The 13,536-nt window shown below is 50.2% G+C and carries 12 protein-coding genes; 1 reads left to right on the top strand and 11 read right to left on the bottom strand.

Features of this window, described 5'->3' with window-relative positions:
• Positions 1-37: 37 nt before the first annotated feature.
• The 5 genes from OH31_RS07675 to OH31_RS07650 form a co-directional block, all read right to left on the bottom strand.
• Positions 38-1,027, bottom strand: a complete 990-nt coding sequence (locus OH31_RS07675; protein ID WP_024930269.1) for a catalase family peroxidase — start codon at positions 1,025-1,027, stop codon at positions 38-40.
• Between the two features lie 107 nt (positions 1,028-1,134).
• Positions 1,135-1,587: a MarR family winged helix-turn-helix transcriptional regulator gene (locus tag OH31_RS07670; protein ID WP_036298903.1), complete on the bottom strand. Its 453-nt coding sequence runs from the start codon at positions 1,585-1,587 to the stop codon at positions 1,135-1,137.
• A gap of 269 nt (positions 1,588-1,856) precedes the next feature.
• Entirely contained in the window at positions 1,857-4,319 is a 2,463-nt protein-coding gene (locus OH31_RS07660) for an EAL domain-containing protein (protein WP_024930267.1), read from the bottom strand.
• Between the two features lie 12 nt (positions 4,320-4,331).
• A complete protein-coding gene (locus OH31_RS07655; protein WP_024930266.1) occupies positions 4,332-4,919 on the bottom strand; it encodes a methylamine utilization protein in 588 nt (195 codons plus the stop codon).
• Between the two features lie 22 nt (positions 4,920-4,941).
• On the bottom strand, positions 4,942-5,361 hold the full coding sequence (locus tag OH31_RS07650; protein ID WP_024930265.1) for a group 1 truncated hemoglobin: 420 nt from the start codon (positions 5,359-5,361) through the stop codon (positions 4,942-4,944).
• 187 nt (positions 5,362-5,548) lie between these two features.
• Between OH31_RS07650 and OH31_RS07645 the strand changes: the two genes are divergently transcribed.
• Complete coding sequence (locus OH31_RS07645) at positions 5,549-6,391, top strand: DUF3034 family protein (RefSeq protein WP_024930264.1); 843 nt, start codon at positions 5,549-5,551, stop codon at positions 6,389-6,391.
• A 65-nt stretch (positions 6,392-6,456) separates the two neighbouring features.
• Here OH31_RS07645 and pqqA read toward each other — a convergent pair whose 3' ends face one another.
• The 6 genes from pqqA to OH31_RS07620 all read right to left on the bottom strand — a co-directional run bounded on the left by pqqA (position 6,457) and on the right by OH31_RS07620 (position 13,535).
• Positions 6,457-6,528, bottom strand: a complete 72-nt coding sequence (pqqA, locus tag OH31_RS14750; protein WP_081624291.1) for a pyrroloquinoline quinone precursor peptide PqqA — start codon at positions 6,526-6,528, stop codon at positions 6,457-6,459.
• Between the two features lie 140 nt (positions 6,529-6,668).
• Positions 6,669-8,888, bottom strand: coding sequence for a lipopolysaccharide kinase InaA family protein (locus tag OH31_RS07640; RefSeq protein ID WP_024930263.1), 2,220 nt, complete (start codon positions 8,886-8,888; stop codon positions 6,669-6,671).
• A gap of 27 nt (positions 8,889-8,915) precedes the next feature.
• Complete coding sequence (locus OH31_RS07635; RefSeq protein ID WP_024930262.1) at positions 8,916-10,904, bottom strand: LTA synthase family protein; 1,989 nt, start codon at positions 10,902-10,904, stop codon at positions 8,916-8,918.
• A gap of 73 nt (positions 10,905-10,977) precedes the next feature.
• Positions 10,978-11,355 carry a hypothetical protein gene (locus tag OH31_RS07630; protein WP_024930261.1) on the bottom strand — a complete coding sequence of 126 codons (378 nt, stop codon included), beginning with the start codon at positions 11,353-11,355 and terminating at the stop codon, positions 10,978-10,980.
• 118 nt (positions 11,356-11,473) lie between these two features.
• Entirely contained in the window at positions 11,474-11,851 is a 378-nt protein-coding gene (locus OH31_RS07625) for a hypothetical protein (protein WP_019880841.1), read from the bottom strand.
• Between the two features lie 79 nt (positions 11,852-11,930).
• Complete coding sequence (locus tag OH31_RS07620) at positions 11,931-13,535, bottom strand: hypothetical protein (RefSeq protein WP_024930260.1); 1,605 nt, start codon at positions 13,533-13,535, stop codon at positions 11,931-11,933.
• Position 13,536 lies beyond the last annotated feature (1 nt).

The following is a 13,536-nucleotide window of genomic DNA, read 5'->3' as shown; positions in this document are numbered from 1 at the left end:
GGGCCAGCGCTTTGTCTCTTGCAGCTACTCGCTAAACTTAGTGCGCAAGCCTTCTGCCGAAACTCACCGCATAAGCCGTAGGGCGTGCCAGCAAGATAGGATCCTGGCTAGGCGCAATGCCGTCCGTCAGCTGTAAGGGGTTAAACATGATCGGCTTCTCTGCCGCTTTACTATCAGCCACGGCTTTATTGAGTGTTAACGTACCCAACTCTACCGTTTTGCGGCTATCCGGCCATACCACGGTCGCATTATTCACTTCATCGCCCTGCTCTGCCAATTGCAGCAATATTTTGTATTGCACACCTTTGGCCTGTACGCGCTCCACAATATCGGTCATCAGGTAATCTGGCGCTGCCTTATCCGTGGCTTCCTTACTTAAATATTGCGCACCGGCGACGGGCACAATCTGATAACGACCGTAGACCGATTTACCCGCCGCATTTGTAAACTGAAACGCATTAACGCCAAAAAATGGCTGGGTGGCAAAACTCACCGGTGCTGGTTTCGGGGTGGTCACAAATTTAAGGGCTGCCGGATGCGTGCCTAAAAACTGTTCCACCGGGCTAGGTTTAGCCGTGCTGCCTGCTGAATCACGCACGGCATTCAGCAGGCCCAAAAAATCCTCAGGTGTCGCTGCCGGAAAACCATTGACCGAAATACTCACAATGTCAGTCGCCGTACCATCTGGCAATTGAAAGCGAATCGCGATGCCTTTAGGAAAAGCGTTGCCATTGGCGTCGGGAATATTAGGCACCCCAGTCGCGTTTGAGAAGCGCACCAGTACCGGCGACGCTTTCTGGAAATGCGCCGCCTGGCTAATGCCTGCCGCCTGCGCAGTCGGTGTAAACGTGCCCTCAACCAGCACGCCCTTGGCATGGTTTGCGCGATAGCCGGCATGCGGGCCGCCGGAGAGCGTTGTCAAGGTATCGACCAATTGCTCAGTCACTGGTTTATCATCGGCCCATGCTGGATTCGCGGTGGCAAAAGCGGCAGCGAACAACGCGCTCAGGATTGCTCTTGTTTTCATCTTCATTCCCTTTCACTAAAATTTAAAAAAATGATCACACAAAATTAAATCGTGCACTACTTAAATGTCAAAAAAATGAACACCCGCTTTTTTAAGTTGCCCGGGGCTTAGGCAACATGCTGAATCAAATGATTACGCAAGCTATTTAGCCGCTCACGCAATGCACCAAGTTCCTCCAGTGAACAGCCCATGGCACACAGCATGTCATCCATAATGCCGGCCGCCTGCTGGCGCAACTGCCGCCCTTGCTCTGTCAGGCAGATAATCACCTGGCGCTCATCCTGGCTGGAACGGATGCGTTGCACCAGCGCAGCAGATTCCAGCCGTTTCAACAACGGCGTTAACGTCGCCGAATCTAAAAATAACTGCTCACCGATATCACTGACCGTACGTTGATCACTTTCCCACAATACCAGCATGACCAAATACTGTGAATAAGTGAGATCCAGCTTTTTTAACAACGGCCGATAGACCTTGTTGATCGCCAGTGACAGCGAATATACCGAGAAACATAGCTGGTCTTGCAATATCGGGGTTTTGCTTTTCACAATCTCATTCATATGCATCGATTATAAATAGCACGCTATATAATAGCAATAGATTTAAAATCTATTTATGAAAATAATTGATCACATAGTGAACAATGAAGTTTGCTTTTTTATGCATTCTGATCTGGCTCATTTCAATCTCCTGTAAGCATGAGAAACCATCATAAACCCGATATTTGCTGAAATAAAGTTGAATGTTTTTATCCAGCATATAAGTAAAATTTATCGCCAGGCATAAAAAAGCCCCACTATGCAGTGAGGCTCTTGCCGGCAAACCAAGTTTATTCGCCGAGATTATCCAGCTTGAAAGGGTCTTGTGCTTGCTGGTCAATCTCCAGCGGATTAATGTCGTAGGACAAGTCATCGCCGATATCAATGTCGATCTCGTTTTGGCCTTCCCAGCGCTCCAGCCAGATGGAAAAGTCTTTTTCCGGCATCGGCTTGCCAATAAAGTAACCCTGGCCTTCGTTACATCCCAATTTGGCTAATTGGTTGAGTACAAACTCGTTTTCTATGCCCTCCGCCACCACAATCAACCCCATGTTGTGCGCCAGGTCTATGGTCGATTTCACAATGCTGGCATCGCCGCTATTCTTGTCCATAAACATGACAAATGAGCGGTCAATTTTGAGCTCTTGCACCCGCAATTGCCGCAAATATGCCAGCGATGAATAACCGGTACCGAAGTCATCAATCGACAGATGCAAGCCCATCGCAGCCAGTTTTTTCACCACCACTTCAGCACGTTCTGGGTCTTGCATCAAACTGCCTTCGGTGATTTCAAGCTTCAGCGATTTGGCATCCAGTCCATGCGACGACAATAAATGACCAATCTGTTCCGGTAACTCCATATTATTGAGGTCGCGCGTGGACAAATTAACGGCCAGCGTGATGTGCAAGCCTTGTTTCTTAAAGCCAGCCAGCACCTGGCAGGCACGTAACAGCATCCAGTTGGTAATGTCACTAATGACACCGGTTTGTTCGGCAAACGGGATAAACTGATCCGGGAAGATCATGCCTTTTTCAGGATGCACCCAGCGTATCAGCGCCTCGCCGCCTAATGCCCGGCGCGTCGTCACATCAATTTTGGGCTGGATATACAGCAATAACTGGTCATGCTGTATGGCTTCTTTCAAGTCAGAAATCAGGGTCAAGGTTTCTGACTGATCAATTTCCAGCGCAGTGTTGTAGACAATCCATGGCGATTTTTTGGCTCTGGACTCCTGCAAAGCCGTTTCCGCATGGTTCAGCAAGGACTCTTCGTCCAGTCCGTGATCCGGATACAAGGCAATGCCGATGCCAGTACGCACATCTATCGCCTGGCCTTGCACGCTGACCGGTCGCTCAAACACCTGCTGAATCTTGTCTGCATAACGCGTGGCCTTGGCCTGGTCTGTTTGTTGCAACAGCACAGCAAATTCGTCTGCGTCCAGCCGCGCCACCATATCTTGATCACTCAACACGTTTTGCTTTAATACCTGGCCAACATGCCGCAGCAAATCATCACCAAAGTCGCGCCCCAGCGTTTGATTAATGGGTTTGAACCGATGGATATTAATCACGATGACACTCAACTTTTGCTGACTGTCAGCATGTGTCATGATGGCCTGATGCACGCCCTGGTTGAATGCCAGGCGGTTAGAAAGGCCCGTGAGTTCGTCGTTAAATGCCAGGCGCTGGATACGCAAGGAACGTTGCAACACTGCTTCGCGCATGCTGTTAAGCGCTTTTGCCAGATGACCGACTTCATCGGTGCTATTGACCTGGATTTCTTTTTCGTAGTCGCCCATGGCAATGTTATCGGCATCGCTGACCAGGGCAGCAATAGGCTCCGTCGTTTTACGCGACACATACCAAATCAGCGCGGCAAAAATCAACACGCCAATAAACGTTAATAACACCATCACCTTGAACAGCGTATTCAAATCCTGGGTGAAAGGCTCAACAGAGCCTTGCAACACCACCAGTAAGGCATCGTCTTTGGTTTCATGCAGCGAGCGGATTTTTAAATGATAGGCCTGGCCATTGAGATCCACACGGTGTAATGACAGCTTCTGGCGATAAATATCGGCCACCGTTTTCACCAGTAAGTTAGACAGTTCACGGGTAGAGGTGCTACTCACCAGTTGCCAGTCACGTTGATGTGTTTTCTGGACAAAAGTGACGTCGAGATGCGTCAATTGCTTGATCTGGTCGGCCAAGCGGCCATCCACGGCAAAGCCCATGACAATCCAGCCGATGGTCTCCGGTGCTTTCACTGGCACCGTAATCAACTGGTACGGTTTGCCTGCAATAATATCGAACTTCAGCGTGCCACTTTGGTTTTCGAGCATCGCTTGCCGGGCATCTTCTTTGGCATTCGCCCCAAACAGTGCCTGCTCGTTATCCGTGGTGCCAATCACCAGATTGTCATTATTGCTGATGTAATAGGCAATCTGCGCGTGAATACGCCCCTGATAACTCTCCAGCGCAGACTCAATGGTCTCGGCATCATTGGTTGCGACGGCTTCCCTAAAAGCAAAGTCAGCCGCCAGCACCTGGGTCGCCTGCTTCAGGCTTTGCGTGTTATGTTGCAACAAGCTCACAAATACGCGCTCACCGACATTAATCTGCTCTGCAGCCAGCGTATCGGCATGCTTACTCAGCGCATATTTAAGCGGAAGCAGCCCGGCCAGTTGAATGGCGACCACCACTGTCAGAAATGTGAAAGCGATGCGCGAGCGGATATGTTTGAACTTGATCATGCAGTGTGATTGTTATGGGAGGGTGATCTTGACTTCGGTCGCACCCTCTATGGTTATCTTTTGTTCTACGCCAGGTTTGTTCTGGCCCGGCAGCCAGGCCTGGTAACTGTACTGCCCGTCATTCAACTTAAGGACAGTTTTGCCTTTGTCGTCTGTTTTGGCAAAAAAGGGCGTATCCACGACATAGATGTACCCTACCATAGAATCGTGAATGTTGCATCCCAAGGTCACCACCCCGGCCTGCTCAAACGGTACCGGATTAGTGGGTACGCCTGCATAAAGTTTCAATTCAAATTTTTTGGCAGGTGAAAAGGAATACACATGATGGCGGACAGTATCTTCATTGGGAAAATTAATGCTGGTCCCGGTTTGCACGATAGTCACTTTGGGATTGAACATCTTGTTCTTTTGTACAATCTTTCCAGCCGCATTCGGGTTGATAGCTGGCGTCTTGCCATCATAAAAAGCCACCACCGCATCAGCCACCGGCTTACCACCCGCGTCACTCACCAGCAGTGTTACCTCCGCCGCCAATGCCGATTGGCTCATGGCTATCAGCAGCATACTTGCACATCCAAACCGAAACATCACGCGTAACATCCACATTCCTTATATCAGGTGATTAATTAGTCACAACATCGCGCTTCATGGGCGCCAGTATCTTCAACAATTCGTTTTTCTCTTTGGTACCGACCCCGTTTACATCCAACCGTTCGCGCAACACCTCTACCATCAGCTCAAATTCGGCAGTAGTGATATGCAGGTCCGCATGGGAGTTCTTCATGGTTTCGCCTTCATACACGCATTCACCACCGGTTTTCACGCACAAAAAGTTGGTCAGGCTTTCTTTGAGTGCCTTCATTTTTACGTCCTTAAACGAACGGCTGGTGCGCGGGTCTTTACTGACAATGTCCAGCGTCTGGTTGGAAACTCTGCTCAACATGGGCAAGCCACCAATGCGTTCAAACAAACTAGCCTCTGGCTTGGGTTGCGCGATACAACCGCACAAAAACAAGGCAATTGCCAAAACATAAAAACGCATTCCATTCTCCATTCCTTGGGTCGACTATCGCATACTACGTGAGCAGCCCTCTGGATGAAGCGTCGATCAACCCGCTGAATGCGGCTTTTTTTGAGCAATTGTGCTTATCGTGAAAATGAAACAATGCGATAACTAAAGTACCCACAATATTCTTATGCGACTATTTACATCAAATTTGTCACGGCTGATGGCGGTGTTTGCCTGGGCTGCACCTGCACTCGTTACGCACGCGGGAGACCGCCTGTTAGCCACGGGTGGCGTCACCCAGATTGAAGGGGCCGCAGGCGGCGGCCTGATGCCATGGGCTGTGATTAGCGGCTACGGTACGGATAAGCAAATCGGTGGCTCACTGTTTTATACCCATGCCGAAACGCGGGGTGACTTCAAGCTTGATACCGCAGGTGTTTCGCTGGGGTTCTTTAATCGCGTCGAAGTCAGCGCCAGCCAGGCACGTTTTGGCCTGAGTGATACCGTGCCAGGGGAGCAGATACGCTTGAATACGCTAGGCATCAAACTGCGTGTATTGGGCGATGCTGTTTACGAACAGGATAGCTGGCTACCGCAGATATCCGTCGGCGCCCAGTATAAATATAATGAAGACTTTAACTTTGTGCCTAAAACGCTACTTGGCGCTAAAGACCGCAGCGGGGTAGATTATTATGTGGCTACCAGCAAGTTATTTTTAGGGGCCATTAATGGTTATAACCTGTTACTCAACGCTAACCTGCATGCCACCAAGGCCAACCAGTTTGGCATTCTAGGTTTTGGTGGTGACAAGCATGATAGCTACCGCATTCTGCCAGCCGTATCCGCGGCAGTCATGCTGTCAGATAATTGGCTGATTGGGACGGAGTTTCGTGATAAGCCGAATAACCTATCGGCTTATAAAGAAAACAGTGCGCACGATATTTTCATGACCTGGTTCCCGCACCGCAATGTGTCAATTACCGGCGCCTATATCGACCTTGGCCGTATTGCCAACAAAGACAATCAAACCGGTTGGTATATCTCCGGCCAGATCAATTACTAAACTAAAAAGCACCGCAGCAAATAAAAACGGGCGCCTAAGCGCCCGTTCATGCCATTATGAACAAATTATTTGTTCATAACGTACATAGTTACTTCGAAGCCGAAACGCATTTCGGTAGCAGCTGGTTTAGTCCACATAGTCATTTCTCCTTGATCCTGATTTCGTTCTAGCGATTGCTATCAACGTGTGACCATATTAAAACTGCCCGGCGCGCTTGTCGTGATTAAACTACGCAACTTACATTCATGATTTTCATGAGTGTGGCCTGATATAAGCCTTAAGCAAAGCGGGATTTGATATAGCGCAATAGCTTGCGTATGCCTTTGCGGCCGATGGTTTTCTTCAGAGAAACTTTGAAATCGTATAGATAAAACGGCCACAAAAACTGCCAGCCCAAACGGCGCCCGGTCATGCCAAGATACATTTGCAGGAATTGTTTTCGGCCGTCCCAGTGCAGCTTATGTAGCGCCCGCGTTAAGTCTGCCAGGCGTTGCTTGATCATGATGGCGGTCGCGCTTGCATGCAGGCGCGCGGTATCAATTAACACAAAGTGTAATGCGCCATCGCTCTGCCGCTGTACCAGAATGTTACCGCCAGAAAAGTCGCGGAAATAAATTCCCGAACTATGCATATGCAAGCAGAAACGGGCGAACGCATGATACAAGGTCTCTGCAGCAATGCCTTCAAAATGGCTGTCGCCGTTTTTAAATGCCAGAAAAGCTTTTGAAATGGCAAACTCATGCGGCACATAGGCTGAAATAAAAAAATTCCGTTTCAAGGTCGGGTCATTGGCATGCTCAAAGTAAGCCAGTGGCATCGCAGTCCCCACACCACGCCGTAGCAACTCCATAGCGCCGTTCCAGCTACGTTTGGCCTTGCTGGGTTTATATCTATCCAGCAAGGTTTTGTGCCAATACATGCGCACCGGTTTTTTGACGGTCACTTGTTGCGCAGTGTCTCGCGGATCCGGTAATGACCAGATCGCGTTTCTGGCATGACGCAAGGCGGCCTCTTTGGCCGGAGGAGACAAGGTTTCTGGATGCCAGGCCCGCCACAATTGCTGTGCCTCTTCGGCATTGGCGGCCAAAATCATGCCACGCCAGTCGCCTTCCTGAATCGGGAAATACTGCTGGCCGGCAATATGGGCGTGAATCACGGTTCCACTCAATACGGGTCGTGTCGTGCGTAATACAATCTGCTCGGCTTGTGGCCAGACCAGGTACAGTGGCGACTCTGTCAACAATGGCATACCCGGCACCAGCTCACCATCCCGGTTGAAAATCTGTGCTTGCTGCAGGCTGTGCGGCGAATAAACCTGATCCAGCAAGGCGCATTGACCATTCACTGTCCAGGCAATATGTACTGCATATCCCCGCTGTTGCAAATGATGAATTTCCAGGCCCTCGCCGGTGCTAACCGGGGCAATATATTGCGCACCATTCAACCAGTGACTGACCATCTTGAACGCAGCAAAGCCAGGGGTTTGCTGATAATCAGCGCACTCCCCATCTGCCGACTTGTAATAAGCCACACGCTCCAGCGCCGGATATTCGGCATCCGTGAGGCCATCGTCAATCAAGCCCTCGCGGTGACAGATAAACGCCCCCCAGTTAGCATGCCGCAGCGCACCTGAGGCAGCCAGCAAAGTGAAATAACGTGTGACATAATCCGCCTGCTTTTGCGCACCATCCGGGAAACGGCGCTTGATACGAAAAATCGCCCAGAATGCGACTGGAGAAACCAGTGTTGGCACACCTAGATCGTCACCAATTTTTTGTAGCAGTTTGGCTTTCTTGATCAGGTTGAATTTGAAACTGCGTGTCCATTTATGTTTCAGAATACGAAAATCTGCCAACTCAGGCTCAACCACCCGTTCCACAAACAGATTATTGCTATGTACATCCGGCAGGCGGCGGTCCTGACCCAGTGTTTTCAGCAAGCTGATATTGTATAGAGGTTCAAAGTCCTGAATATTGGGACCAACCACGACCACTTGATGCGCTCTGGCCAGGTCATAAGCAATTTGCCAGGCCAGCATAAAGCCCGGCATATCGTAACCTGCCCATTTCTTGCGATTGACGGTATTACCAATTTCCAGTGCCGCAATCTCAGTTGCATAGGCTTGCAGTAACTCGCTGACGAAGCGTGCCCACTCAGCCTGTACTGCGCTTGAACGCATATTTCTGGCGGCCTCGTAAGGTTGCACCACATGCAAAGTGACACGCACTCCCACTGCCAGCAATCGACGTAAAAAGCGTTCTTGATCATGACGTGCATCATCGTCACTGATATCCAGCCGCACGCGCTTAACGCCCAGGGTCTGTAGTTGCTCCAGGACATAATCATCTGTAGCCGGATCAGCATTACTGGCGACACACAGGCCAATAAAGTCATCAGGAATGGCATGGTTTAAAACCGGCAAATGACTATTTTTAAGCCAAAAACCACCGCTCGCAATATACTTGAGCCCATCAACAACTACCTGACGGGTCAACATGGAAGGCTGCTTTTTCAAATTGGCGTCCTACTCCGGCAAGCGATAACGCTGCTCTTTATATAACAGCGCAGGTAATAAGGCATTGGCCAGGGCGCGCTCTGCCAGGACATTGGCATCTACGGGCGCTGCGGTATTTTGCAGTTGCTTGCTCACTGGATCGTAATGCCCAAACGCAGCAGGCTTGCCTTCACGCAACACCACCACCTCATTTTCTGCAACCGTTTGTCCAATTTGCTGCATCCAGCCATAGTTGTAGTTGTATTGCATCATGGCACGGCCACGATAGTCAGCACTTACATTTGATAAATCGTGCCCGGTCATTGGATGCTGTGCCTCAATCCCCATCAAAGACAATACCGTGACCGGCAAATCGATCTGGCTGGCAATCGCATCCACCGTTTTGGGCTGTACCGCACCGCCCAAAATCAGGGCCGGGATATGGAAGTGCTCAATGGGCACCAGCGAATCCCCCCGTACACGGATATCATGATCGGCCACGATCAGAAATACCGTGTCTTGCCAGTAAGGACTGGCTTTGGCCTTTTTAATAAACTCGCCAATCGCATAATCAGCATATTTCACTGCATTATTGTCAGTAGCTTTCGGTTGCTCATACAACTCAATGCGACCATCAGGGAACTCAAATGGCGCATGGTTTGAAGAGCTGAATGCAAGCGTAAAGAATGGCTTGCCGCTGGCATGATGTGCCATGAGCTGCTCGTGGGTTTTATTCAGCAAGTCTTCATCTGACGCGCCCCAGCTGGCGACAAATGCCGGGTTCTTGAAATCCGGCTGGTCAGTGATTTGCTGAAAACCATTGCCCATAAAAAAACTGCGCATATTGTCAAAATGCGATTCACCGCCATAGATGAACTCGGTTAAATAGCCTTGTTTAGACAGTAAAGCCGCCAAGGTAAAAAAGTTTTTCTGGCTTAAACCCAATTTGACCGTGCTATCGGATGGCGTGGGCTGAAAGCCCGTGACCACAGCCTCAATCCCCCGCACCGAGCGAGTACCGGTGGCATACAAATGCGTAAACCAGATACCTTCAGATTTGAGTTTTTCCAGATTAGGCGTCACCGGCTTGCCGCCGAGTGACTCGACGAAACCCGCACCCAGGCTTTCTTGCAACAAAATCACCAGATTCAGTGGCTTGTCGCGTTTTGCTGTTGGCAGCAGTGTGGTCAAGGTAGGGATATCGGCTTCTTGCGCGCCCGTGATCGCCAACACTTTCTCTCGCGGCAGCTTGCCATAGATCTCGCTAGACTTCGCCTCATGCTGCAAGCTATAAGCCGCATAAAACACCGAATAAGTAGAATTGAGCACCAGGCTATTGACCATACTGTCTTGCGTAATCGCAAATAGCGCCGGGTTGGCAGGTCTATGTGTGAGTGTCGAGCGAATCGCAAATACCGTCAGCACCAGTACTAACGGCCATACCAGCCACACCGCCGGACTAGCCCACTTCACCTCGGCCTTGCGCCAGGGTTTGAGTAATTTGGCAACGGCGGCAAAAGCAACGATCGTCATGACCAGGCCAAATATCAGTTCAGTCTTAAAGCCCTGCCACAACATGCCAAAGACTTCATGCGGATATTTGAGGTATTCGACAAAAATACGGTTAGGCCGCACATCATATTCGAGAATAAAGCCAGGCGTGGCGGCTTCGAGAAACACCAGCAATACCAATGATAGCAATACCCACCAGTAGGTGAATCCGCGCCATACCTTGAATAGTTTGCGTGTGGCCAATATGGGTGAGAGCAATACAGGAATGATGGCCAGCAAACCCAGCTGGATCACATCGACGCGTACGCCTTGCAGCAGAATCTGGCACAGCTCGCCAGTGGCCTGCACGCGCTCCCACTTCCAGGCCACCAGGCCCAGACGCGTGAGTGAAAGCAAGACCAGCCCACTGATAAACATGACAATGAGCGGCGCATATGGGCCAAACCAATGGCCGATTGCCCAGAGTTTTGAAGAAGAACGTGGTTTGCCGAAATAACTGGATTGCATGTTTGCTTAATCAGATGGGATTCAAGCGTGTGATTATAACGGGTAATTCGCGATTGTTCGCGCAGGGCCGAGGCTAGCCAGGCAAAACAGACTTCTTGCGCAAGTCGAGATACACCGCAGACAGCAATCCTACCGGAATCACAAACCCGACCAGCAGCGGTACCAGTTCAACCAGCATATCGACAATACCGGTCTGGCCGGTCAATAAACTCCATGCCTTTGCCAGCAGAGGAATCACTGTAAACAATAAAGTGGGGATTAAAAACCAGATCGTACTGGTCGCCCCGCGCTTCGCCAAACGTGCACATAGATAAGACACCACGGCCACAATCACCGCCGCCCCTGCGCCCCACACGGCGCCTGCCACAATAGTGATCCAGGTACCTACCTGGTAGAGCAATAAACAAATGATCGCGGTCAGAATCAGTTTCCGTTGGCTAGCCAATGACATAAAGCGCTTCTTTTTATTGAGTTAAAGCTAAGACAGGTTTTCATTATAAAGGTGCAGACGATGCCATGGCATTGCAGAAAAATGGGATTGCCTAAGCAATCCCGTGATACTCGTCACCTTAATTGGTCGTCGCTGGCGGTGCTGCTTCATATTCTGTCGGCTGCACAGGATTTCCGTGCGTCGTCCCGGCTTTTTCGTCTTTATTCCTCAGCACTTTGTTTTTGTGCCTTTTCATGGGTCGATCGGCCGAGCCCTTGTCCGTGCGTTGGGCCTGGTCTTTAATCTGAGGGCTCTCCGAATTGCCCAAGTTGCTAGCATCATTAGGCACTCCATCTTGACTGCTCCCAATAGGCCCTTTGTCTGTCCGGCTTTGCTGCCGGTCGACTTGCGGGCTTTTAGACGTTCCCAATGTTGCACCGTCATCTTTGCTTTCAGCCGCATAAGAAGACGTGATTGAAATCACAGAAACCAATAATGCAATCAGTAATTTGTTCATTTTTTGTCCTTAAATAAAAAATGTGGTTTGGCATTTTTATTTAAAAGGGAATCATGAATCCTGCTTATCCGTGCTTTGCTTATTTTGCTGTAGGAAGAGCGCGCCTTAGCAAGTGCCTCAGTCCTTTCAGCAATACCCAGGCGAGACCAATCACACTGATTAAAAACAGAATCGCCGGTATCGGCAATAATGCAGGCGTCTCTGGCTGGTGCGCCAGCCCCTCTTTTAACGGCTCAGGCAAGGGGTTTGGCGTGACCGGGATAATTTGCCACTGGTTTCTGTCCGCCGGGGCTTGTTGCAAGTATTGCGCAAAGCTATACACAGGCGCCAACCCATATGCCCGACTGGATGGAATTTGCGGGATACGTACAAAATAAATCGCTTCAAGCTGCCCTGGCATAGCTTGCATAGCACCAGAGCGCAAGGTTGATTGATTGCCCGTTTGGGCGATTTTAAGCAAATCGTTGCCTATCGCATCAAACGCCACGGCCGGAAACAGCCTGGTCATTTCGGTGTTGAGATAATCATAAATGGCACGGCCTTTTTGCAAGCTGCGCTCAGTCGCCGCCACATACCAGTAAGCAGCACTGGCTTTGAGCAGGCTTTCGACACCACGTTTTGGCACTTGCCAGCCCAACTGACGCAGCGTATCAATGCTGATGCCAGCACAGTTTTCCAACGCGTGGTCATAGACAAAGTCGTTGCGGTAAAAATGTTGGAACACCCGGTTATTGAGTGCTTGTACCTGTTTGGGAATCTCCGGCTGGCTAAACACCGCCACCAGCATATAAGACGGGCGGTAAAATGCCTGGCCGCTATTGAGGTCGCCCATGTATTTATCAAACGGCGTCACGCCGGCGATAATGCCCTTCTCACTATTGCTGGCCAGATTGTAATAATTGTTCACCAGCCAAGTAGCATACTCACCGTCAGCGCCCACAACGCCAGTGGCCAGCGCAAAATGCCCACCATGTGCTTCATCGTCATCACCTTGCGCACCATTGAGTAAAATACCAAGGGCGGCTTTGCCGGGCGACCGTTGCGCGATGCCAGGCGATTTTTCCCATAACAAGCGGCTCTGGTAAGGGCTGCGTGCGCCACCATTGGCAAACTGTACCAGTGATTGCAGGCTTTCTCCTGGTTGCAAAGGCTGGGTACCAGCAGTGAGGTCTAGTTTAAAGAGTTGCGGCCAGACAGTGCGTGCCACCAGCGTTTGTCCCTCCAATTCACCACGGATCGACAGTGGCTTTTGGCTGAGATAGCGGCTGGTCTCGACGTTCCAATAAGAACGATTACTGACGATCTTAGGCACCAATTTAAAACCAAATCGATCCCCTTGTACGCTAGTGACTGCAGTTACCTCAGCGTTTAAGGTCAGTGCCGACCAGTGCTGACTGGCACCCGTCCACACCAAAGTGGGCAATGCATCCGGGTTTAATGCTTGTGTATCTTCAACGCCCCGTTTGCTGGCATCAAAGCTGACCACCGGCGCACCACTTTGCGGCAAGGCAAAAGTTTCATGACGAAAATACCATAAGGCTTGTGGTGACGCCTGGCATTGCTGGCAATCCTCCTCAACCGTTTGAAATTGGTTTTGTGTATATAAGCCCAATTGATAGCCTCCAGGCTCACTACAGGCAAACGACGAAACCAAACCTAACCCCACGCCCACAATACGACGCATG

The sequence above is a fragment of the Methylophilus sp. OH31 genome, from assembly GCF_000576615.1.
In the GTDB taxonomy this organism is placed as follows: Bacteria; Pseudomonadota; Gammaproteobacteria; order Burkholderiales; family Methylophilaceae; genus Methylophilus.
This window is presented reverse-complemented; position numbering and strand designations above follow the sequence as displayed.